14 protein-coding genes are annotated in these 24,314 nt (G+C 38.5%); 6 read left to right on the top strand and 8 right to left on the bottom strand.

Going from position 1 to position 24,314, the window contains the following annotated elements; genetic code table 11:
• Positions 1-20: 20 nt before the first annotated feature.
• The 4 genes from SBO79_RS02355 to SBO79_RS02340 all read right to left on the bottom strand — a co-directional run bounded on the left by SBO79_RS02355 (position 21) and on the right by SBO79_RS02340 (position 4,747).
• Positions 21-1,010, bottom strand: a complete 990-nt coding sequence (locus tag SBO79_RS02355) for an aspartate-semialdehyde dehydrogenase (RefSeq protein WP_318641505.1) — start codon at positions 1,008-1,010, stop codon at positions 21-23.
• A 127-nt stretch (positions 1,011-1,137) separates the two neighbouring features.
• Positions 1,138-1,563 (bottom strand): large-conductance mechanosensitive channel protein MscL, encoded by a 426-nt coding sequence (mscL, locus tag SBO79_RS02350; protein ID WP_318641503.1) that lies wholly within the window; start codon positions 1,561-1,563, stop codon positions 1,138-1,140.
• A gap of 75 nt (positions 1,564-1,638) precedes the next feature.
• Complete coding sequence (locus SBO79_RS02345) at positions 1,639-4,086, bottom strand: bifunctional UDP-N-acetylmuramoyl-tripeptide:D-alanyl-D-alanine ligase/alanine racemase (RefSeq protein WP_318641501.1); 2,448 nt, start codon at positions 4,084-4,086, stop codon at positions 1,639-1,641.
• A gap of 46 nt (positions 4,087-4,132) precedes the next feature.
• Complete coding sequence (locus SBO79_RS02340; protein ID WP_318641499.1) at positions 4,133-4,747, bottom strand: thymidine kinase; 615 nt, start codon at positions 4,745-4,747, stop codon at positions 4,133-4,135.
• 102 nt (positions 4,748-4,849) lie between these two features.
• On the opposite strand from SBO79_RS02340, the gene SBO79_RS02335 reads away from it, so the two are divergent.
• The 3 genes from SBO79_RS02335 to recJ all read left to right on the top strand — a co-directional run bounded on the left by SBO79_RS02335 (position 4,850) and on the right by recJ (position 8,961).
• Positions 4,850-6,361 (top strand): DUF8457 domain-containing protein, encoded by a 1,512-nt coding sequence (locus SBO79_RS02335; protein ID WP_318641497.1) that lies wholly within the window; start codon positions 4,850-4,852, stop codon positions 6,359-6,361.
• Positions 6,362-6,410: 49 nt separating this feature from the next.
• Positions 6,411-7,127 carry a 16S rRNA (cytidine(1402)-2'-O)-methyltransferase gene (gene rsmI, locus SBO79_RS02330; RefSeq protein ID WP_318641495.1) on the top strand — a complete coding sequence of 239 codons (717 nt, stop codon included), beginning with the start codon at positions 6,411-6,413 and terminating at the stop codon, positions 7,125-7,127.
• A 145-nt stretch (positions 7,128-7,272) separates the two neighbouring features.
• On the top strand, positions 7,273-8,961 hold the full coding sequence (gene recJ / locus SBO79_RS02325; protein ID WP_318643396.1) for a single-stranded-DNA-specific exonuclease RecJ: 1,689 nt from the start codon (positions 7,273-7,275) through the stop codon (positions 8,959-8,961).
• Here the strand turns inward: recJ and SBO79_RS02320 are convergent.
• Positions 8,954-9,718, bottom strand: coding sequence for a UDP-2,3-diacylglucosamine diphosphatase (locus tag SBO79_RS02320; RefSeq protein WP_318641493.1), 765 nt, complete (start codon positions 9,716-9,718; stop codon positions 8,954-8,956). The two genes, recJ and SBO79_RS02320, sit on opposite strands and share 8 nt — an antisense overlap.
• 149 nt (positions 9,719-9,867) lie before the next feature.
• Here SBO79_RS02320 and SBO79_RS02315 point away from each other — a divergent pair, with 149 nt between their 5' ends.
• The 3 genes from SBO79_RS02315 (at position 9,868) to SBO79_RS02305 (ending at position 19,905) form a co-directional block, all read left to right on the top strand.
• Positions 9,868-16,986, top strand: coding sequence for a choice-of-anchor L domain-containing protein (locus tag SBO79_RS02315; protein WP_318641491.1), 7,119 nt, complete (start codon positions 9,868-9,870; stop codon positions 16,984-16,986).
• A gap of 88 nt (positions 16,987-17,074) precedes the next feature.
• Positions 17,075-18,010, top strand: coding sequence for a PorP/SprF family type IX secretion system membrane protein (locus tag SBO79_RS02310; RefSeq protein ID WP_318641489.1), 936 nt, complete (start codon positions 17,075-17,077; stop codon positions 18,008-18,010).
• A 20-nt stretch (positions 18,011-18,030) separates the two neighbouring features.
• Positions 18,031-19,905, top strand: a complete 1,875-nt coding sequence (locus tag SBO79_RS02305) for an OmpA family protein (protein ID WP_318641487.1) — start codon at positions 18,031-18,033, stop codon at positions 19,903-19,905.
• 917 nt (positions 19,906-20,822) lie between these two features.
• Here the strand turns inward: SBO79_RS02305 and SBO79_RS02300 are convergent.
• From SBO79_RS02300 to SBO79_RS02290, 3 genes are all read right to left on the bottom strand, one after another.
• On the bottom strand, positions 20,823-21,275 hold the full coding sequence (locus SBO79_RS02300; RefSeq protein ID WP_318641485.1) for a 6-pyruvoyl trahydropterin synthase family protein: 453 nt from the start codon (positions 21,273-21,275) through the stop codon (positions 20,823-20,825).
• Positions 21,276-21,376: 101 nt separating this feature from the next.
• Complete coding sequence (locus SBO79_RS02295) at positions 21,377-22,744, bottom strand: NADH-quinone oxidoreductase subunit N (RefSeq protein ID WP_318641483.1); 1,368 nt, start codon at positions 22,742-22,744, stop codon at positions 21,377-21,379.
• 96 nt (positions 22,745-22,840) lie between these two features.
• Positions 22,841-24,304, bottom strand: coding sequence for a complex I subunit 4 family protein (locus SBO79_RS02290; protein ID WP_318641481.1), 1,464 nt, complete (start codon positions 24,302-24,304; stop codon positions 22,841-22,843).
• Positions 24,305-24,314: the final 10 nt, after the last annotated feature.

Raw genomic sequence — 24,314 nt, 5'->3', positions numbered from 1 at the left:
TAAAAAAGAGGCTTGAAGTGTTAAACTAGATTATTCTGAATCAGATATTCTGCAATCTGAATGGTATTGGTGGCAGCACCTTTTCGGAGATTATCTGCAACAACCCACATATTTAAAGTATTTGGCTGACTTTCATCTCGTCTCAAACGTCCCACAAAAACCGCATCTTTACCTTCGGCATACATCGGCATCGGATAGGTAAAAGTATCGGGATTATCTTGAAGAGTTATTCCATCGGTGTTGTGCAGTACTCTGCGAACTTCCGAAAGATCAAAATCATTTTCAAACTCTACGTTGATTGCTTCGCTGTGTCCTCCTACAACTGGAACTCGTACTGCAGTTGCGGTAACTGCAATGGTGCGGTCGTCAAGAATTTTTTGAGTCTCGCGGACCAATTTCATTTCTTCTTTGGTGTAGCCATTTTCTTCAAAAACATCACATTGCGGAATTACGTTGCGGTGAATAGGGTATTTGTATGCCATCTCACTTTTGATTCCCGCATATTCATTATCGAGTTGTTTCACCGCTTTAACGCCTGTACCTGTTATAGACTGATACGTAGAAACGACAATTCGTTTGATTTTATATTTTTTATGTAATGGCGCTAAAGCCAAAACCATTTGTATTGTCGAGCAATTTGGATTCGCAATAATTTTATCTTCTTTGGTAAGTGAAGCTGCATTTATTTCTGGAACAATCAATTTTTTGCTGTGATCCATTCGCCAAGCCGAAGAATTGTCGATGACAGTTGTGCCAGCGGCGGCAAATATAGGAGCCCATTTCTGGGAAGTTTCACCCCCAGCCGAAAATAAAGCAATTTCAGGTTTCATAGCAACTGCATCTGACTTCGAAATGATCGTATGCATTTTTCCTTGAAATTCAATTTGATTTCCTACAGATTTTTCAGACGCAACTAGAATTATTTCGGTAAACGGAAATTTTCTTTCAGTGAGTACTTTCAGCATTATTTCGCCAACCATCCCGGTGGCACCAACTACTGCAACTTTCATATAGATATATTTTTAGAATTTTTGCTTTTGTAAAAGTATTTAGAAAATAACTCTAAGGAAAGTAATTGCCTAAAATAAATAAACCACCTGCGGGAGGTGGTTTAGAGTATTCATTTTTGTTGAGATTTTACATTTTCATTTTGATAGCGTCACGAATTTCCATAAGCAACTTCTCCTCGGTAGTTGGACCTGGAACTTCTGCTGGAGCTGCGGCCTCTTTTTTACGTGCTTTTTCTGCTGCTCTTAATACTACAAAAACAAAGAAGGCAATAATCACAAAGTTAATAATTGCTTGGATAAGGTTACCGTAGGTTATAACTGCAGCATTCGCTTCTTTTGCAGCGTCTAAAGTTGGATAACTAACTCCATTTAAAGAGATAAATTTCTGAGAGAAATCAATTCCTCCAGTAATCAAACCAATAATCGGCATAATCACATCTTCTACTACAGAAGTGACAATTTTTCCGAATGCTGCTCCAATTACAACCGCAGTTGCTAGGCTAAGCACATCGCCTTTCATTAATGATGCTTTAAAATCGCTAAAAAATCCCATAGTTTTGTTTTTTAAGTTAATTAACAAAAATAAATATTTCTTTTAACTTTTTGTGAAAAAAGAAAGCAAATCTTCTTATTCTCGATAAAAAACTCTTTTTACCCGTTGAGATACACCAGTCAAAACCTCATACGGAATTGTATTTAATGCCTCGGCCATCTCGATTACCGTAGGATTTTTGCCAAACACCTCTACCTCATCACCTTCCTTGCACTGAATATCAGAACAATCTGCCATCAACATATCCATGCAGACATTTCCTACAATCTCGGCTTTTTGATTATTAATCATTACATAACCCACTTTATTTCCCCATCCACGATCAATTCCATCAGCATACCCAATCGGAATTGTAGCTATTCTAGTAATTTTTTCAGCAATAAATTTTTGGCTGTAGCCAACACTTTCTCCTTGCGAAATTGTTCTGATTTGCGAAATGATCGATTTTAAAGTGCTGACGTTTTGCAGATACTTTTGCTCTGCTGGATCATTGGAAATTCCGTAAGTGCCAATTCCCAATCGTACCATATCGTATTGATGCTCTGGGAAATTCGAAATCCCCGAAGTATTCAAGATGTGTCGTAAGGGTGAAATTCCTAAATCAGAAATTATTCTGGAAGATAATTTTTCGAATAAATTAAGTTGATGATGTGCAAAAGATTGATCTTCTAAGTTGTCGCTTGTCGCCAAATGAGAAAGGATGCTTTGCACCTTGACCGAAGTTGTGTGTTTTAGAACCTCGATTAATTCGTCGATAGTATTTTCTTCAAATCCTAAACGGTGCATTCCTGTATCAATTTTAATATGAATAGGATAGTTCTCGACTTTTTTTTCTTCGCAAACTTTTATAAAAGCTTTTAGACCTTTGATACTATAAATTTCAGCTTCTAATTTAAACGTGATGATAGAAGGAAAGCTAGAATTTTCTGGATTCAAAACCATTATTGGAATTTTCAAGCCAGCATTTCGGAGGCTTATTCCTTCATCGGCGAAAGCCACACCTAGATAATCCACTTTGAGATATTCTAGAAGTTTGGCAATTTCAAAACCACCACTTCCATAAGCAAAGGCTTTTACCATCACCATCAATTTGGTAGTAGTAGCTATTTTGCTTTTAAAGAAACCAACATTGTGCGCAATCGCATTCAGATTTATTTCCAAAACCGTTTCGTGGTTTTTCTCCGCTAATAGAAGAACGACTTTTTCAAACTTGAAAGATCTCGCACCTTTCACCAGGATACTTTCATCGGCAAACGTCATTTCTTCAAATTTCTCTAAAAAATCAGCGGTGGAAGCAAAGGTTTCAATATTTACGAAAAGATGCTCGTAACATGAAATTACTTCGCCAATTCCGATAACTCTGCTTATTTGATTCGACTGCATCAAAGAAGCGACTTTTCTATAAACCTCTTCAAGTGGCAATCCACTTTGATAAATATCCGAAATAATCACCGTTTTCTTCAAATGCTTTTTCTGACTTTCTAGAAAATCCAAAGCAATTTTGAGAGATTGAAAGTCCGAACTATAGCTATCGTCAACAATCACACATCGATTTATTCCGTTTTTCAATTGCAAGCGCATTTCTACCTTATATAAGGAGGAAAGTCTGGATTGAATTGTAGCGACATCATATTTTAGGTATAGCAAAACCATCAAACACGAAGTAGCATTTTGAATAGAAGCGTCGTCTTGAAAAGGAATTTTTACTTCAAAATTTTGATTGTCGAATTTAACTGAAAGATTAGTAGTGTCGCTGTTTTCTACTTTTGAAGCATTAATCAAAACATCTGCGGCAGCATTATTTCTGCTCCAACTAAAAATCTTTTGATCTTTTGCAATAAGCTGTCTAACTGCTGCCGACTCTTCCAAAATTAGAATGTCAGAATTTTCAAAAAGTTCAAGCTTTTCAGATATTTTCTGCTGAATATTTTCGAAACCTTCATTGTGCGAACTTCCGATATTGGTAAAAATTCCAATAGTCGGTTTAATTATGGGTGCCAGAAATTTCATTTCGTTTACGGTCGAAATTCCTGCCTCAAAAATTCCAAAGTTGTGTCGTTCATTGGTCGATAAGACCGAAAGTGGTACTCCAACTTGCGAATTGTAGCTTTTTGGACTTCGGATAACATTATAATCTGGACTTAAAAGAAAATTTAGCCACTCTTTCACAATCGTTTTTCCATTGCTTCCCGTAATTCCCACTACTGGAAACTCAAACAATGATCTATAGTATACTGCAAGTTGTTGCAAAGCGATTAGAACATTATCAACTACGAGAAAATTGGCATCTGCAACAAATTCTTGTGGAGCTTGTGAAACCACAAAACTGTGAACGCCGCGAGAAATTAGGTCAGGAATAAACTGATGAGCATTGTAATTGGGTCCCGAGAGTGCAAAAAATAAGGTGTTTTCTTTATTTTGTAGCGATCTACTATCTACAGAAATAGTATCAATAAATTGATTCGAATTGAGTGTAACCTCGGCTTTTAATATATTTTTTATTTCTTGAACAGATAAATTCATAGTGTAGTTTTAATAATTTTCTTCTGAAAGTTTCTGCTCGAAAATATCATTCCTTTTTTAGGATTCTTTCGGCGGAAGCCTCCTGCTCTTTAAGCGCATAATAATATGCGGCACGGCTCAAAGGTTCATATTCTTCAGTCTCGCCAAGCATCACCAGATTATCATTTGCTGCTTTTCTGAAACTGTAATTCGCGAGATTACCCGTGCGAGTGCATACCGCGTGCACCTTTGTCACATATTCCGCAGTTGCCATCAGTGCAGGCATCGGCCCAAAAGGATTCCCCTTAAAGTCCATATCAAGACCCGCAACAATTACCCGAATTCCCGAATTTGCAAGATCGTTGCAGACAGAAATGATTTCGTCGTCAAAAAATTGCGCTTCGTCAATTCCCACAACGTCACAACCTTGGGCGAGAATTCTAATATTTGCCGCAGCAGGAACCGGCGTAGAGCGAATTTCGGTAGAATTGTGAGAAATTACTTTCTCATCATCATAACGAGTATCCACTGATGGTTTGAAAATTTCTACTTTCTGTTTTGCAAATTGAGCACGGCGCAAACGACGAATCAGTTCTTCAGTTTTACCTGAAAACATAGATCCACTGATTACTTCAATCCAGCCAAATTGTTCTTTATGATTTACGGTATTTTCGAGAAACATTTTGTAATTTTCAGCCTTTAAAAATGAATAGTTTTTATTACTTTGTAACGTAAACAAATTTATCAAAAAAGATACGCCTTACCCATTATAATTGCAAAAGTTATGAAAAAAAAGCTCGAAGCCGAACTTATGAGCATTGCTCACAAAATATTAAGAATTAAGGATAGATCTGATATAGCAGTATTGCTTCAGGAAACTCAAAATTTATATCAAAAGCTTTCGGTTTTGCAATTTGTGGAGGAAAATTTCTCACACTTGCAGCCGTCAATCGGGAAGATTGAGGTGGAAAAGGAGATGGAAACCGCTTTTGAAACCAAAAATAATGGTAGCCAAAATGATGAAAATGAGCAGGCTTTCGCCGAAAGAACTCAGGAAGATGACCGTACCATAAGAGTAGACGACGACTCCGAAGCTACTACAGCAGACTCCGCCGCCGAAAAAGAAGAATTATCTGAAATTGACGAATCATTTGAAAAAGAGGAAGCCATTGAAGAAATTGAAGAACAACAAGTAGGACTAGAATCTGATGAAGAATCTGAATCTGACGATACTGATAAAGAGGAATTAGAAGTAGAGGAAGTAGAGGAAGTAGAGGAAGAGGAATCTGAAGAAGAAGAAGAGGAATCTGAAGAAGAAGAAGAAGAAGAGGAATCTGAAGAAGAAGAAGAAGAAGAAGAAGAAGAAGAAGAAGAAGAAGAAGAGTCGGACGATGACGATGATGATTCGGAAGATGACGATGAATCTGATAAACACCATTCTGATGATGATGATGATTTGGAAGATACTGACGAAGAAGAGTCTGATGATACTAACGAATACGAGTCAGAAGATGATGATGAAGACGAATCTCAAGAAGATGACGAAGTTGAAGTTTTAGAATCTCCTGCTGCCGAAGATACTCCTGAGCAAGAAGAAAAATTGGCAATGCCAGAAGCATTCAGTTCTGAACAAGAATCTCAAGTAAAAACTTTGGAAATTGGAACTGCAGAAGCAATCGCCAATGATGAAGTTTTGCAAGATAAAACTGAAGATGGAAAGTCTGACGATTCAGAAAAATTATTCAAACCATCGTTTGATTGGGATTTTGTTGAAAAAGAAGAAAACAAAGTAGCAGTTGAAGAAGATAAAGTAGAAGAAGTTGAAAAACCAGTCGCTCCTGCAACGAGACAATTTACTTTTGACGATCTTTTAGGCTCAAGTTATAAAGATCCAGTTTTTGTAACTCCTGCCGATTTGGAGCGCGAACGACTTCAAGCTGAAGAAAAACAAATCTCTGAAACTCCAGCTTTCAAACAAGAAGAAGTTAGCAAAAAAGAGCCAATCATTATTCCAACGCCAAGAGCTTACGAAACTTCGAGACCACTTTCTATAAACGATAAACTTTCAAAAGGAATTATTGTTGGTCTTAACGATAGAATCGCTTTTGTAAAACATCTTTTTGCCAACAGCAACGAGGATTACAACCGAGTTTTATCGCAAATGATGACTTTCAATTCAATGGAAGAAGCACAGGAATTTATCGAGCAAATGGTAAAACCTGACTACCGAAATTGGGAAGGAAAAGAAGAGTACGAAGAGCGCTTTCTAGAAGTAATCTCAAAGAAATTCTCTTAAATAATACAACTGAATTGCCTGAGCAGTTTTTTTAAATATTCTTATTTTTATGTCGAAATTATATATTGTTCCTACACCTATTGGCAACCTTGAAGATATGACCTTCCGAGCGATTAGAATTCTTCAAGAGGCAGATTTAATTTTGGCAGAAGATACGCGTACCAGTGGGAAACTGCTCAAGCATTATCAGATTGGAACTCATATGCACAGCCATCACATGCATAATGAGCACAAGACAATCGAAAACATTATTGCCAGACTAAAGGCGGGCGAAACTATCGCCTTGATTTCTGATGCTGGAACTCCCGCGATTTCTGATCCCGGATTTCTGATCAGCCGCGCTTGTATCGAAAATGATATTCCCATCGAATGTCTTCCCGGAGCAACCGCCTTTGTGCCTGCTTTAGTAAATAGCGGTTTGCCAAATGACCGATTTATTTTTGAAGGTTTCTTACCAGAAAAAAAGGGCAGACAAACTAGATTTTTGGCTCTTGCCGAAGAATCTCGCACGATGATTATCTACGTTTCTCCACATAAATTGATGAAAACGCTAGCCGAATTTAAAACTTATTTTGGGGCGGAAAGACAAATTTGTGTTTCTAGAGAATTATCAAAATTACACGAAGAAAACTTTCGAGGTACTGTTGATGAGGTGATTGCACACTATGAAGCAAAACCTGCCAAAGGAGAAATTGTGGTAACTGTCGGGGGGAAACCATCTAAAAAAGAACTATCCAAATCTGAAGAGAAAGAGTCAGAAGTCTAATAACACAGCTCTCTTTACATAATTATCATAGAACGGTTTTTTATTTGCCTTACAAACATATACTAAATTCACTTCAGCTTTTTCTGTACCTTGCAGTAATTAACTAAGATCATAATCTTTTTAAATTATTGTTTTAATTATGCAGATGCGCTGGAAAAAATCGTCCGAATCAAATAATCAAATTGTTCAGAATCTTGCAAAGGATCTCGGAGTAGAAACCATTGTTGCTAAGCTGTTGGTACAACGCGGAATCACTACTTTGGAGCAAGCGCGTACTTTTTTCAGACCTAGCCTTTCAGATCTTCATGATCCGTACTTGATGAAAGATATGCATCAAGCAGTTATTCGAATTCAAAAAGCAATTGCAAAAAACGAAAATATAATGGTTTTTGGTGATTATGATGTTGATGGAACAACCTCGGTTGCACTGCTTGCATCTTATCTCAAAAGTTATTACCCAAATGTTGCTACTTATATTCCTGATAGATATGACGAAGGTTACGGCATTTCTTATAAAGGAATTGATTTTGCTGATGATAATAATATCAGTCTGATCATTGCGCTGGATTGCGGTATCAAATCCTGCGATCACATCGATTACGCTACCAGCAAAAATATCGATTTTATAATTTGCGACCATCACCGCCCAGGACCAATTCTTCCGAAGGCGATTGCAGTTTTAGATCCAAAAAGAGAAGATTGTGATTATCCGTATGATGAGCTTTGCGGTTGTGGAGTAGGGTTCAAATTAGTTCAGGCGCTTGCGCGAAATAAAGGGCAGACTATCGAAGATTTGATACCTTATCTCGACCTTGTCGCCACTGCTATTGCCGCCGATATCGTTCCGATGACCGGAGAAAATAGAGTTTTGGCCAAATTTGGTTTGGAAGTAATTAATTCAAATCCACGACCTGGTGTTAAAGCTTTGATGGGAAGTATCAAGAAAAATATTCTCACCATTACTGATGTTGTTTTTGTAATTGCTCCCCGAATAAATGCTGCTGGAAGAATAAAACACGGCATCCACGCGGTAGAACTTTTGAGTGAATATGATTTTGACCAAGCACAAATTTTTGCAGCAGAAATCGAAAAATACAATTCCGAACGGAAAACCTTGGATAAAGAAATTACGATTGAAGCGCTGGATCAAATAAAGAATAATAAAGAAGAAAATAGATTTTCAACTGTGGTCTATCAAGAAAATTGGCACAAAGGTGTTATCGGAATTGTTGCTTCGAGACTAACAGAAAAGTATTATCGACCAACCATCGTTTTTACAAAAAGTGGTGATAAATTGGCTGCATCAGCTCGTTCGGTCAAACATTTTGATGTTTATAATGCATTAGAAGCGTGCTCTGAACATTTGGAACAATTTGGAGGTCATATGTATGCGGCGGGAATGACAATGCAAGAACATAAATTTGATGATTTTAAAAATGCTTTCGAAGCCGAAGTCAAAAACACCATACACCCAGATTTACTTATTCAGGAAATAGCTATTGACTGTGAAATAGATTTAAGAGACATCACTCCAAAGTTTTTGAGAATCTTAAAGCAGTTTGAACCTTTTGGTCCAGATAATATGAATCCAATATTCTGTGCTTCAAATTTATTTGATACTGGTTATGCCAAAACAATAGGTGCAGACTCAGAACATTTAAGAGCATTTGTTAGGCAAAATGGGTCGGAGGGAATTGGTGTAATAGGTTTTAATTTGGGTTCTAAACTTTCTGCTATTCAAAACAGAAAACATTTTGAAGCCGCTTTTTGTATTGATGAAAACGAGTTTAAGGGTGAAGTAACAGTGCAGTTGAGGTTGTCGGATATTAGATAGATGATTCAAATTTTTTCAATTCAAAGGTCTTGCCGTCAAAAACTCCGTAGGTAAAATACCCAATCCAATCTCCAAGATTTACATACTGCGATTCATCTCCAACTTTAATAATCATTGGCAAATGGCGGTGTCCAAAAATAAAATAATTGTAATGTTTAGTTTCCAATTTACGCTTGGCATATTGCACCAGCCATTCATTTTCTTCTCCTAAAAACTTCACATCTTCACTTCCAGAAATTAGCTTATTTTTCACAGATAAATGCTGCGCCAAAGAAACACCAATATCGGGATGAAGCCATCGAAAAAGCCATTTTGAAAAAGGATTGGTAAAAACTTTCTTCATTCTTTTGTATCCCATATCCCCAGGTCCTTTGCCGTCACCATGTCCGATAAGAAAAGTTTTTCCGAAGAATTGAAATTCTTTATTGTCGTGATAGACAGGAATGTCTAATTCAGTTTGAAAATAATCGTTCATCCATAAATCGTGATTGCCTACAAAAAAATAGATTGGAATTCCACTGTCTCTAAGTTCGGCTAATTTTCCAAGTACCCTTATAAAACCTTTTGGAACTACTTTTTTATATTCAAACCAAAAATCAAAGAGATCACCTAGAAGAAAAATAGCTTGGGCGTCATCTTTAATTGTGTTCAGCCAGTCTACAAATAATTTTTCTCTCGGTCTACTAAGTTCAGTTGTGGGAGCTCCAAAATGCTGATCTGAGGCGAAATAAATTTTTTTGAAGGACTGACTTGGCATTTTGGTGGATTTGTTGGCAAATATAGTAATTAAGCTTTAAATCAATTATGGAATTAAATAAAGTGGTTCAAAGTTTTTAACTTCCAAATAAAATCATAAATTTACGCATTAACCTTTTTTTAACTATTTATTCATTAAGATAATAATTTATGAAAAAAATTACATTATTACTTTTAATGCTTTTCATCTCCTTTGCGGGATTCTCGCAATTCAGCGAGGGATTTGAAGGCAGTACCGTTCCCAACCTTGCTACCAAGCAATGGACTTTGGGTTCTGGTATTTGGGGTGTTTTCGATAATGGAGTCGGAACCACCAGAAGCTGGGGCGTCAATAGCGGTGTGACCACACCTCCTACGCCACCTCTTGTTCATAGTGGCGCAAATGCTGCCTACATGAACAATGAGAATATTGGAGTAGGCAACACCTCTCAGGATTTTCTAGCCACTCCTTTGGTTACAATTCCCGCAAATGGCGAATTGAAATTCTGGACACGTACACTTGCAAATGGAAATCAAGGAACTGTCTTTAAAGTAATGGTATCAACCACTACGCAGACTGATCCTGCGGCATACACTTTAGTGCAGCAGTGGAGTGAAGATAATCTGACTGCAGTGTATAATATTTATGAAGAAAAAACTGTAAATCTTTCTGCCTTTGCAGGCGCAGCTGGTCCAATATACGTCGCTTTCGTGATGCAATATACGCAACCAAGTCCTGCTATTGGTGGTGACAAATGGCTAATTGACGATGTTCGAATTGTTGAAAAATGTTTAGATCCAACCAATCTAGCAGCAACAGCAATCACTCAGAATTCAGCAACTTTAACTTGGGCAAATCCAGGGAATGCTACAAATTTTGAAATCCAAGTGCTTCCAGCAACTGGAACATTGGGGTCAACAGGAGTGCCTATTACAGGAACATCATATCCTGCAACTGCAACAACAAATCCTAATGCTCCTCTAACACCTAGTACTTTATATAAGTTTTATGTAAGAGCAATCTGTGCTGGTGATATAGCGAGTGCATGGGTAGGTCCTTTTAGTTTTTCTACTTCATCACCAGGACTCACTTGTACTTCTCCCATAATAATACCTTCGGCATTACCATATACCACTACAGATAATACTGTAGCCTATGGAGATAGCACCGACATTATGCAAGCCGGTAACTGTGCGGGAGTTACAACTAATTATATGGCAGGAAACGATGTGTTTTATTCGTACACACCTACTTTTACTGGAGCTATTCAAATTACAATGACGCCCGGAGCAACTTATTCGGGAATCTTTGTTTATGAGGGTTGTCCTAACGTAGGAATAAATTGTGTAGCTGGTGTAGCCAATGCTCAAAGTACAATTAGATCAATACCTTCACTTTCGGTAACTGCTGGAACAACTTATATCATTGTTCTTTCATCAAATTCAATTACTCAAACTTTTCCATATACTTTAACTATTCAACAATTAAACTGTGCCTCTCCAACAGCGCTATCAGCTGTAGGTACAGGGCCAACAAGTGCGAATCTTTCTTGGGGTAATCCTGGAAATGCTACTTCTTGGGAAGTGGTTGTACAAACCGCAGGTTCACCAATTCCAACTGTAGCTGGTACAACTGCGAGTACTAATACAAATTTTCCAGTTACTTCGGTAACGGGAAGTGGCGCAGCACTACAGCTAGGAACTGCTTACCAATATTGGGTTCGTGCAAATTGTGGCGATGGAACATTCAGTATATGGTCAGGCCCTTATGTGTTTAATACTACTTCATGTGCGTCAGGATGTAATTACATCTTTACAATGACCGATACCTACGGTGATGGATGGAATGGAAATACAATGAATGTAGTTCAAAATGGTTTGACAATCGCTACACTTACTGGTCCAACTGCTGCTCAAGGGCAAGCTCCCATTCAGCAATCTGTTCCAATGTGTGATGGACCATTTGAACTTGTTTGGAATGCTGGCGGAAGTTTCGGAAATGAGGTAGGTGTTACAATCACCAATTCATTTGGTCAAATTATTTATACTAAACCAACCACTGCAACGAATAATTCCACATTGTTTACAGGAATAGTAGATTGTACTAATTTAGCTTGTCTTGGACCTTTGTCTGTAGCAGCTGCAACTCAAGTTACTACCTACGGAGCTACATTGTCATGGATTTTAAATGGACCTGCTCCTCAAGCGTGGGAAATATTTGCGGTTCCTCAAGGTTCACCTGCGCCAACAGCGGCTACAACGCCTACTGCAACGGCAACTACAAATCCTTATATAATTTCAGGATTACTAGCAGATACTATTTACGTGTACTACGTAAGATCAGTATGTTCACCTGGAACTACCAGTCCATGGTCTGTAGCTTCAGCACCATTTACAACTTTGCCTACTTGTCCTAAACCAACAAATTTAACGGCAACAAATAGTGGTATGACATCTGCAACTTTGGGTTGGACTCCAGGAGGTACAGAAACTACTTGGAGGGTGTTTATTCAAGCAGCAGGCCTTCCTGCTCCCGCAGCAACAGCCGCTGGATGGATTACAACAACAAGCAATCCATTGGTCGTAAATACGCTTGCAACGGCAACAAATTATGATTTCTACGTGCAAGCAGTTTGTTCTCCTACAGATTCAAGTACGATTGGCCCAAAACTGAATTTTAATACTATGCTGTGTGAAGCCGCAGACCAATGTAACTACGTTTTTACGGTTACAGATACATACGGTGATAGCTGGAATGGAAATACTATGAATGTCACTCAAAACGGAATCATAGTGGCAGTTTTAACGGGTCCTACAAATGCTCAAGGAAGCGTTCCACAAGATATTACCGTTGCAATGTGCAACAATTTACCATTCCAATTATTTTGGAATGCAGGTGGAAATTTCTTTAATGAGGTTGCTGTTTCGATTAAAAATTCTTTTGGTCAGACAATTTATAGCAAACCAGGAGGTACTGGAGCACCAAACTCTATACTTTACGATGGTGTTGTTGACTGCGATAATGCGCAATGTCTACCACCTTTAGGACTAACATCAACTAATATTACAGCCGATGGTGCTACTTTGTCTTGGACGATGAACGGTACAATTGCGCCATTATCTTGGGATATATATGCGGTACCGGATGGATCTCCAGCACCAACTGCTACTACAGTTCCTACGGTAAATACTACAAACAATCCTTATACTATAACGGGACTTTTGGCGGATACTGACTATGTGTACTATGTGAGAGCAGTTTGCGGAACTTCAGGAGGCAATCCTTGGTCTGTAGTTTCTGCTCCATTTCACACTTTGCCAACATGTCCTAAACCAACAGCGTTTCAATTATTTGGAAAGACAGATACCACTGCCATTTTAGGTTGGACCGCCGGTGGAACTGAAACAACTTGGAATGTCTTAGCGCTACCAGCTGGATCACCAGCTCCTACTGCCACAACTACAGGTTGGCAAACGGCTACTGCACTTCCACATATATATACTGGATTAACAGCAGGTACATCTTATGTATTTTATGTAAGAGCAGTTTGTTCGGATACAGATTCAAGTACTTGGAGAGGTCCACTTTCTGTTGTAACATTAGCTTGTCCACTATCAGATATTTGTACTTACACATTTTCTATGACTGATGCGTACGGCGACGGATGGAATGGAAATACGATGAATGTAATGCAGAATGGATTAGTCGTGGCAGTTCTTACGGGACCTACATTTGCAGATGGTCAGAATCCATCCCTTGTAAGTGTGAATTTATGTAACAATCAGCCATTTAGCTTATTCTGGAATACTGGTGGGTCATTTGCTAGCGAAGTTGGAATTTCTATTCAGAATTCTACTGGTGCGACAATTTTTACTCATACTGCTGGAACATCGCTTCAAGGCACTACATTATTTACTGGAACAGTAACATGTGCTCCTAATGCCTGTCCAAAACCTATTGCGCTATCAGCAACTTCAGTTACTGAAACATCAGCGGTTCTTAACTGGTTTGAAGCGGGAACTGCAACTGAATGGGAAGTAATTATTTTACCTGTAAATGCGCCAGCTCCTACTGCGGCAACGCCTGGTATTGTAGCAACCAACCCATATCTTGTCGAAGGCTTAACTTCAGCAACGGCATACAAGTTTTATGTTCGTGCTCTTTGTTCTTCAACTCAAAAAAGTGACTGGGCTGGACCTAAAAACTTCTTTACTTTAATTACTAACGACGAATGTTCAGAAGCTACTGTTATACCAGTAAATGCTGATCAAAATTGTGGTCAAATTGCAAGCGGTAGTCTAACTGGTGCAACTGCATCATTACAACCAAATACTTGTTTTGGAAGTGCGGATGACGATGTATGGTTTGAATTTACGGCCGAAGCTACCACTCATTCAGTTAAAGTATTTAATATCACAGGATCTACGACCAATCTTGCTCATGCATTATATAGTGGCGATTCTTGTGCAAATTTAACACTGTTGTATTGTGGTAACGGAAACACTAGCATTGCGTCAAATCTTACCATTGGACAGACTTACACAATTCGCGTTTACTCTTTTACCGATGCACCAAATCAGATTGTTAATTTTGATATTTGTATAGGTACAATTCCACCGCCAATCACCGTGACTGACGATCAATATACCCCGCAAGAATTAGTAGAGCAAATTTTGCTTGACACAACTTGCGCAAACGTATCAAATGTAACTTGGTCTACAGGATCAAATTTTGGTTCGGATAATGGAATTGGATATTTTGAGAAAAATGGTTCTTCTTTCCCTTTTGAAAATGGAATTGTTTTGACGACTGGACTAGCTACAAATGCAGTTGGACCAAATGATTCTTCGTTAAACGATGGAGATTTTGGTTGGGGTGGTGATGCAGATCTTCAAGCAATTATAAATGGTCTGGGGCAGAATGGTCAGACTCAAAATGCTACTAAATTAGAATTTGACTTCGTACCTTTAGTTGATAATATTAGTTTCAACTTCCTTTTTGCATCAGAAGAATATGGTATTTTTCAGTGTAGTTATTCTGATGTTTTTGCCTTTATTCTTACAAATGTTGCGACAGGTGTAAGTACGAATCTTGCGGTTTTACCTAATGGTGCTCCAATTTCAGTAACAACAATTAGGGATCAACTTTATAATAATAGTTGTCCTTCTGTGAATCCGGATATGTTTGGTGCTTTTTATGACGGAGGTCAAGGTTTAGATCCGTTAAGTTCTCCAACAAATTTTAATGGAATTACAATACCTCTTACAGCTATGTCAGCAGTGATTCCTGGTCAACAATATCATATCAAACTTGCTATTGCAGATTATTCTGACTCTGCATTTGATTCGGCTGTATTCCTTGAAGGAGGAAGCTTTGGACTTGGAAATATAAGTTTAGGTGATGACCTTCTGATTATCGAGGGGACTGCATTATGTAGTACTGAGAGCATTGTGCTAAATTCAGAACTTGACACTACTCTTTTCAATATTCAGTGGAGTGTTAATGGTGCTGATATTGCAGGTGCTACTGCAAATACCATTACAGTTGATGAACCTGGTACTTATACAGTAACCGCTACTTACATCGGTACTACTTGTTCTGGTTCAGATACGATTACAGTGGAGTTTTATCCTGATGTAGTTATGGGTACTCCAGAAAATTTATTTATCTGTGGTACTGAAACTGCTTCGTTTAATCTTAGTTTGAATGATGATAATGTAACAAATGGTTCTATAGATTATGTAGTTACCTATCATATCTCTGAAGAGGATGCCATTGCTGATGCCAATCCGCTAAATGCGACTGCTTACACTAATGTCGCAAATCCTCAAACTATCTATGTTCGTACAGAATCGGTAATTGGTGGTTGTTTTGATACTACAAGTTTCCAAATAGAAGTACAGGATTTAAGTGCTGACTTTACTTTACCGGCAGATACGACGATTTGTGAAGGTGAAACGCAAACAATTGCAATCACTCCTATTAATTTTGATCTTGCCAACGCAACTTACACTTGGACCTTAGATGGTGTAGCAATTGCTGCAACTACAAGTTCTATCGATGTTACTGAGGCAGGAACCTATGAAGTTACAGTAAGTTTTGGAGGATGTACTTCTTCTGAAAGTTTTGTCCTCACAGTTTTAGATACAATTATTCTTGATGATCCAGCAGATGTTGAGGTTTGTGATTCTTACGTATTGCCAGCTCTAACTTTAGGAAGCTACTTTACAGCTACGCAAGGTGGAGGCGAGCCATTGTTCGCAGGTAATATAATCACTACTACCCAAACAATTTTTGTTTATGCAGTATCAGGAAGTTGTAATGCAGAACAATCATTTATGGTAACGATCAATGCAACACCAGTTATTGCTCCAATTGCAGATGTGGTTTCATGTGGACCTTATACATTGCCAGTTTTAGCAGTAGGAAACTACTTTGATCAAGCAAATGGATTAGGAAATCAAATTCCAGCAGGAACAGCGATCACTACAGATCAAACAGTTTATGTTTTTGCAACTACTGGAACCACTCCAGATTGTACAGCATCAGCTAGTTTTACTGTAACAATTGTAGATGCAGTTGTTTTGGCACCGATAGACAATGTTTCAATCTGTAGTCCAGATGTTTATACATTGCCAGCACTTGCACAAGGAAACTATTACACCCAGACAAATGGTGGAGGCAGTATGCTTGCAGCGGGCGCTACGATTGCGCAGACACAAACTATTTATGTGTTTGAACCTGGAGCTACACCAGCGTGTAATTCAGAGGTAAGTTTTACAGTTACTGTAACTACAAGCCCAATGTTTGTCGTTCAAGGAAATTGTGTAGGCAACCAGTACATTTTGACTTCTACAGCAGTAGATAGCGACCTTACCGGAGCTGTATACAGTTGGACAGTTAAATCTGGTGCAGGTACTATTGTTGGAAGCGCAAGCGATGCAACAGTTACCGTAGAAGGCGCAGCCACCTACACACTTACCGTAACAGTTGGTGGATGTAGTACAGCACAAGACTTTGTTGCTGATAATACATCATGTATGATTCAGAGAGGTATCTCACCAAATGGTGATGGTCTTAATGATTACTTTGATTTAGAAGGCCAAGGCGTAAGCGAGTTGGAAATTTTCAATCGTTACGGAACCAAGGTTTACAATCAGAACAATTACAGCAACCAATGGGTTGGTCAATCTAATAAAGGCGATGAACTTCCAGACGGCGTTTACTACTATGTGATCAAACGCACAAGCGGAGAGAACAGAACAGGATGGATATACATAAACCGCTAACCAACTAAATGGAGTTAATAGAGCTTATCAAAATCCTCTCAAAGGGGAGGATTTTGATTAAGTTTTATTCCACAAAAATATAACTACGATGAAGAAACTATATTTCACGGCCTTCTTAGCGTTTTTAGCCTTTACAGATAGCTATGCGCAACAAGATCCCCATTATACACAGTATATGTATAATATGAATGTCATCAATCCAGCTTATGCAGGAAGTAAAGAAGCCTTGTCTTTTGGACTTTTATACAGAAAGCAATGGGTTGATATCGAAGATGCTCCTACTACCTTCTCTCTATCTGGAAGCATGCCAGTAGGACGCAATGTAGGACTAGGACTTTCACTTATCTCTGATGAGATAGGACCCGTAACCGAGCAAAATGCCTATGCCGATTTCTCATACACCCTAAATCTAGGAGGTGAACACCGCTTAGCATTAGGATTAAAAGCAGGAGCTACTTTTCATAAAGTAGGCTTGTTTACAGAAATTGGACAAAGCAATGTGCCCGATTTAGGCGACCCTGCTTTTTCTGAGAACACATCCAATGTGTATCCAAACGTAGGAACAGGAGTTTTCTACTACACACAGAAGTATTATGTTGCTTTCTCTGTACCAAATATGCTAAAATCAAAACACCTTGACATTAATAATGTGAATGGTAAAAAGCAATTTGGAACAGAAAGTTTGCACTACTTCCTAACGGGAGGGTACGTATTTGATCTGAGCCCAAGTGTGAAGTTTAAGCCCTTTGCGATGCTTAAGTCAGCCTTTGATGCGCCACTATCGGTGGATGTATCGACCAACTTTTTATTCAATGAGAAATTTGAAATCGGAGCCACTTACCGCATCGACGATTCTTTTGGCGCCATGGTAAACTATGCCATCAGTCCATCGCTTCGTATCGGATACGCCTACGATCACATTGTATCAGATCTAAATATTACCACACCGTCCTCGCACGAGGTAATCTTATTGTTTGATATTAATTTCTCTAAGAAAGTATCACAATCTCCAAGGTATTTCTAAACACATAAACCAGCAAAAACATGAAAAAACTATATATAGCATTGAGTTTTGTGATTAGCACCGCGGGACTTCAGGCTCAAAATACAGACACCGCCAAGGCCGACAAGCTCTACGAAAGGTATGAGTTTGTGTCCGCAGCCGAGCAATACACCAAGCTAGTAGATCAAGGCAAAGCAGACGGATACGTCTACAAACAACTTGCCGATACCTACTTCAATATGTTCAATACCGCCGAGGCAGCCAAATGGTATGCCAAAGCAGTAGAGACCGATCAAGATGCCGAGACCTACTACCGTTATGCACAAATGCTAAAAGGAAACGGACAGTACGAAGAGTCAAACAAGCAGATGCGCAAGTTTGCAGCCGCAAGCCCAAACGATCAGCGTGCCAAAACCTTTATGGAAAATCCAAATTACATTCCCAAGCTAATGGGCAAGGAGAAAATGTACGACATCACAAGTCTTTCTGTAAGCAGTGAGAAGTCGGATTTCGGACCCGTATTGAACAACAATACATTGTATTTTACATCTGCTAGAAATACTTCTAGAAAAACCTATGGTTGGAATGATGAGCCATTTTTGGACATCTATACTGCAACCTATAATACAGATGGAAGCATTAACGAAGCGACAGCCCTTACAGAGCTAAATTCACAGTACCACGACGGCCCTGTGACGCTAAGTGCCGATGGAAATACGATGTACTTTACAAGTGATAGCTTTCGCGAAAGCTCTTTTGAAAGAGACCGCAAAAACAAATTAAAGCTTGGAAAGAATAACTTGTTTAAAGCCACAAAAAATGGAGATAAATGGGGGAATGTACAATCACTTCCTTTTAACAGCAAAGAGTATTCAACCAGCAATCCAAGTTTGAGCCATGACGGAAAAACACTTTACTTCTCATCGGATATGCCGGGGAGTTTAGGTGGAGTAGATATCTGGAAAGTAGCAGTAAATGCAGATGGTAGCTACGGAACGCCAGAAAACTTAGGCAAAAGAGTGAACACTGAAGGAAATGAAAGTTTCCCGTTTATAGCACAAGACAATCAGACCTTGTACTTTGCTTCGGCAGGAAAACCAGGTTTTGGAGGTTATGATGTTTTTAAAGTAAAACTAAACGATTCATCAGAAGCAGTAAACCTTGGAAAACCAGTAAACTCTGAGAAAGATGACTTTAGCTTTAGCTATGACCAAGAGAAAAATATTGGATTCTTTGCTAGTAATAGATCGGGAATGGACAATATTTATGGTGCTAATCCATTGTGTGGTTTAGAAGTGTTGACGGTAGTTACTGATTCTAAAACAGGAAAAATTCTTTCAAATGCGAAAGTATCGATCTTGGACGACAAGAACAATGTGATTGCAACAGAGATGAGCAACTCAAAAGGAGAAGTTGGCTACAATGTAGAGTGTAATAAAACCTTTACTATCCAAGCATCAGCTACAGGATATGAGAGCAACACATTTGCCGTAGCGGCAGTAAAAACTGGAACGACTACCAAAGTAGCAGCGATGCTTAATCCAATTGCAGAAATCATCAAAGAAACACAAGTAGTACTTAACGATGTATTCTTCGAATTTGACAAGAGCAATATCACAAGAGAAGGTGCTTACGAGCTAGACAAATTAGTTGAGGCAATGAAAGCCAATCCTACGATGGTGATTATGGTAAAAGCACATACTGATAATAGAGGTAGTGATGTTTACAATATGAGATTATCTGATAGAAGAGCAAAATCTAGCGTTCAATACATCCTATCAAAAGGAATTAAGAAAGATAGAATCTCTGGAAAAGGATATGGAGAATCAGAGCCTAAAGTTAATTGTGGAGAAGGTTGTACAGAAGCCGAGCACGCAGAGAACAGACGTTCTGAGTTTATTATCGTAAAGAAATAAGCAAAAAAGGATTTAATTATTATTGATTCAAAAAAGGAAAGCCGAATACTGAGAAGTGTTCGGCTTTTCTGTTTTTTATAGTTTACGGTTGACAGTTTACGGTTAAGAGTTTTGTTGATGGCGGGTAGGCAATGGGTGATTATTTGGATAATGATTTTTGTGAAAATTGATTCTGCAGAGACAAAGCATGCCTTGTCTGTACGTTACGGCACAACGAGACGTGTTGCCTGCACGTCGATGTTAAGATATTAAAAGTGCTGAGTTTTCGGTTTCGACATTGCAACCACCGACTTTAAGTACAGATGACTAAGCCTATCGAAGTCTCATATTGATATAGTACCATAATTTGACTTACGAGAACGAGTGAAGACGCTCGCAGCAGCGCGGCTTGCGGAAGTGTGTAGCGAAAGATTGCGACTGAGTTTTAATCATAGCCTTCGAAGACGTTGTGGTTTCGACATTGCAACCACCGTCGTGATTTATCGGCGACTGAGCGTGTAATAGTCACCACTAGAACCGCCCTCAAAATACGCTAATAGCTAAAAGCTGACAGCTGACTTCTCCCCCGTGTGAGGCATAGCAACGGCATCCTTTTTTATAGCTTTGCGAATGCAAAAGCTATAAAAAAGATATAGTGGATAGGCCGACCTATTTCCTGCTCCTTAAAAGCAGGAAATAGGGCACACCCAAAAGGAAATTATGAATCTTGAAATTTTATAGGTAAGAAATTTTGCTAGCGAAGTACTAACCACAGAATAACTTCTCGGTGAAACCGCTTGAAAATATTACCTAAGATACAATGTTTGACTTGGCTTGTGGAAACGAGCGAGTACTCTCGCACTAGCGCGGCGACTGAACCGTTTAAAGTCAGATCAATTTCCGCCATCAAAACAGGCTAAAAGCTAAAGGCTGACAGCTTAAATATTATCCGATGCATACCACTCTGCAAATGAGCTTTCAGTCTCTTGAAGGCGAAGGGAAAATAATTTGATATCTTGAGGCAAACGACTTTGTATTTTTTCGGCAAAATCAATTACCATATTCTCACTTGTAGGCTGATAATCCACCAAAATTACGTGGTGACCTCTAGTGCTTAGTTCTTTTGCAAGCTCAACGTGTGGCGTATTTTTATTGAAAACAGTCGCGTGGTCAAAGACATCTACAACTTCTTCGAGCACAATTTTCTTAAGATCAGAAAAGTCAATTACCATTCCGAATTTCACATTTGTACTGTCTGTGATAGGCCTTCCGATTACCGTTACCGACAATTTGTAGCTATGCCCGTGCACATTCCGACACTTGCCATCATAGCCGTATAATGCGTGACCTGTTTCGAAATTAAACTGTTTTGTGATTCTAATTTTGCTCATTCTGATTGTATTTGAGATGCAAAGTTAGTCACTTTTAAACCCTTTTGAGGCAAAAAGGTGGCTGATTATAAAAATAGAAAATAGGAACGATTGAATAAAGCTTACAATAAATCGATGATTGCTGATGGAAATAATCCCATTAATATATTAATCAAAATTGCAATTCCCGCTACAGCGCTGTAAATCATAGGCACAGGCCTAGAGGTTTCCTCAGCATCTTTGGTATACATTGCCAGGATTAATTTGAAATAATATCCGATACTCACAATTGACATCAATACTGCAACGATAACTACATAAAGATATCCTGACTGAATTGTTTGGGTAAACAACATGAACTTTGCAAAGAATCCAGAAAAAATTGGAATTCCACCCATCGACAAAAGTGCCGCGGTAAGCATTGCTGCCAAGAACGGATTCGTTTTACCTAGTCCATTAAAGTTTACGATATTCTCGTTGTCTTTACCTTCACAAACGTGAATTAGTACTGCAAACGCCGCAATACCAGCAAGGGCATAAGCACCTGCATAGTATAATAAAGTTCCGTGTGATGGCGAATTGCTCAAGAATACCATTAGCATAAATCCTGCATGCGAAACTCCAGAGAATGCAAGCATACGCTTCACATTATCTTGTCTCAACGCCATAATATTTCCAACTACCATTGAAGCTATAGATATAACTACAATCAAGATTTGAAACTTATAATCTACAATTGATTCCATTCCTGTAATCAATTTATAAAGTGCTGCAATTGCCACCACTTTTGTCAAAGTACTCATCAAAGCGGCTGTAAGATTTGGCGATCCTTCGTAAACATCGGGCGCCCAAAAGTGAAAAGGTACAGCTGCAATTTTGAATAACATTCCAATTGTAAGCAACGCCATTCCGATAAAAAACCAAGCAGGCATTAATCCTGATGTCGAAAGTGCGTAGATTTCGGTGATTTCAAATGAGCCTGTAGCGCCGTAGATAAGACAGATTCCAAACAAAACAATTCCCGAAGCAAAAGCTCCCATCAGAAAATACTTCATTCCGGCTTCGTTACTTTTCAAACTTAATCTTTCGCTTGACGCTAAAATATACAATGCGATTGATAACACTTCAAGTCCCAAGAAAAACATAGCAAGGTTTCCAAAAGTCACCATTGCAACTGCTCCTGCTAGTAAGAATATTTTGATTGATACAAAGTCACTGATTTTTGTAGGATGATCTCTATAAAATTCATGGCTCATTGCTACTAAAAATGTGGTCAGCAAAATGAACAACGATGAGAATACTACCGAAAAATTGTCGGTAATAACCATATTGTTAAAATATGATGACGGCACATCGTAAGTGCTAATAGTTAAACCCAAAGCGGCAAGCAAACCGATCGTTGCAAACGGAACTATGAATCTTCTTAGATTGAAAATTTCAAATAAAAGACACAAAACACCTAATCCTGTAATCGCTAATAATGTAATCATTGTGGTATTTTCTAATTTAAAATTTTAGTCTTGGCAATCGCTATGGCTAAAATCTTTATTGTTTTATTTATCTATGATAAGCTAAAAGCTATTTGATTATTGAACTGTTTGTTTAAGCTGATCCAAATTATTGATACCCGCCAAAATCTGCTCGAGACTTGGAGTAATTAGTTCCAATAATGGTTTTGGATAAAATCCGAAGAAAAGCAAAACTCCGACAATAAGCACAAGTGACGTTCCTTCGCTAAAAGTTACATCGGCAAATAATTTGGTATTCGTTTCTCCAAGCATCGAATTCTGAAACATTTTCAGCATATAGTAAGCACCAAGAATGATTGTTGATCCTCCCAAAACGGCAAACCACATATTGATTTGTGATAAACTAAACAAAACCATAAACTCAGCAACAAAGTTGAAGGTTGTCGGCAGTGCTACCGAAGCCATTACTAATATCAAAAAGAATGATGTAAGTTTTGGTGCTTGAGAACGGATTCCGCCCATTTCGGCAATTTCTTGTGTGTTGTAACGTCTTTCGATAATTTCGGCAACAATAAATAATCCTGTCACTACAAATCCGTGTGCTAGCATTTGCAAAACTGCTCCGCGGAAACCATCAATTGTAAGTGTATATGCACCCGCAGCGATTAGTCCAACGTGGGCAAGAGATGAATAAGCTAGTAATCGTTTTAGATTTTTCTGACGCAGTGCTACAATAGATCCGTAGATAACACCTGCTATTCCAAGAGAAATCAAAATCGTCATATAATGTCTCGCTGCAAAAGGAGCGATTGGCAATTGCCATCTGATAATGCTATACAATCCCATTTTTAGCATAATTCCCGAAAGGAGAATCGTTCCCACAAATGGTGCTTTTTGGTAAACTTTCGCTTGCCAAGTATGAAAAGGAATCAACGGAATCTTAATAGCGTAAGCCAAGAAGAATGCGAAGAAAATCCAAGTTTGTTCTGTTTCTGATAAAGATGCTTTTACCAAATCTGTTAGCAAGAAGCTTCCTGTTTTTTGGAATAAGTACACAAATCCAACTAGCATAAATAAAGAACCTGCAAGCGTGTAAATAAAGAATTTCAAAACCGCCTTCTTGCGAGATTCCGCATCTCCATTACCCCAAACAAGTGCGATAAAGTAGATTGGTATTAGCGAAAGTTCCCAGAAAATATAATACAGGAATCCGTCTGATGCCAAGAATGTTCCTGCCATCGCAAAAGCCATAAACATAATTAATCCGTAGAAAGTCTTTGCATTGTTGTAGGTACTTCCAAAAGACGAATAGATAATGATTGGCAATAATCCCGTTGTAAGTAACAACATCGCTAGAGCCAGTCCATCGCCAGAAAGAGCAAAGAATATTTTTGGGTTTGTTACCCAAACTTGCGCGAAGTCTAGTGACTGTCCTTGAGCGTGCATATTTACAAGCATCAAAGTGATTACTAATGCTGCAACCGAAAAGATCAGCGCAACTTTTGAAGCCAATTTATCGCCGCTTAAATAAGTAGCAATTGCACCGGTAAGTAAGAGTATTAATAGTATAGATACATCCATTATCAAAAAA

Source organism: Flavobacterium ardleyense (assembly GCF_033547075.1).
GTDB classification, from domain to species: Bacteria; Bacteroidota; Bacteroidia; order Flavobacteriales; family Flavobacteriaceae; genus Flavobacterium; species Flavobacterium ardleyense_A.
This window is presented reverse-complemented; position numbering and strand designations above follow the sequence as displayed.

Coding starts and splice junctions, on each gene's coding strand:
- mscL (WP_318641503.1), bottom strand. CDS start 1,563: ATGGGATTTTTTAGCGATTTTAAAGCATCATTAATGAAAGGCGATGTG.
- SBO79_RS02295 (WP_318641483.1), bottom strand. CDS start 22,744: ATGATTACATTATTAGCGATTACAGGATTAGGTGTTTTGTGTCTTTTA.
- SBO79_RS02355 (WP_318641505.1), bottom strand. CDS start 1,010: ATGAAAGTTGCAGTAGTTGGTGCCACCGGGATGGTTGGCGAAATAATG.
- SBO79_RS02315 (WP_318641491.1), top strand. CDS start 9,868: ATGAAAAAAATTACATTATTACTTTTAATGCTTTTCATCTCCTTTGCG.
- SBO79_RS02300 (WP_318641485.1), bottom strand. CDS start 21,275: ATGAGCAAAATTAGAATCACAAAACAGTTTAATTTCGAAACAGGTCAC.
- SBO79_RS02335 (WP_318641497.1), top strand. CDS start 4,850: ATGAAAAAAAAGCTCGAAGCCGAACTTATGAGCATTGCTCACAAAATA.
- SBO79_RS02310 (WP_318641489.1), top strand. CDS start 17,075: ATGAAGAAACTATATTTCACGGCCTTCTTAGCGTTTTTAGCCTTTACA.
- SBO79_RS02290 (WP_318641481.1), bottom strand. CDS start 24,304: ATGGATGTATCTATACTATTAATACTCTTACTTACCGGTGCAATTGCT.
- SBO79_RS02340 (WP_318641499.1), bottom strand. CDS start 4,747: ATGTTTCTCGAAAATACCGTAAATCATAAAGAACAATTTGGCTGGATT.
- rsmI (WP_318641495.1), top strand. CDS start 6,411: ATGTCGAAATTATATATTGTTCCTACACCTATTGGCAACCTTGAAGAT.
- SBO79_RS02320 (WP_318641493.1), bottom strand. CDS start 9,718: ATGCCAAGTCAGTCCTTCAAAAAAATTTATTTCGCCTCAGATCAGCAT.
- SBO79_RS02345 (WP_318641501.1), bottom strand. CDS start 4,086: ATGAATTTATCTGTTCAAGAAATAAAAAATATATTAAAAGCCGAGGTT.
- SBO79_RS02305 (WP_318641487.1), top strand. CDS start 18,031: ATGAAAAAACTATATATAGCATTGAGTTTTGTGATTAGCACCGCGGGA.
- recJ (WP_318643396.1), top strand. CDS start 7,273: ATGCGCTGGAAAAAATCGTCCGAATCAAATAATCAAATTGTTCAGAAT.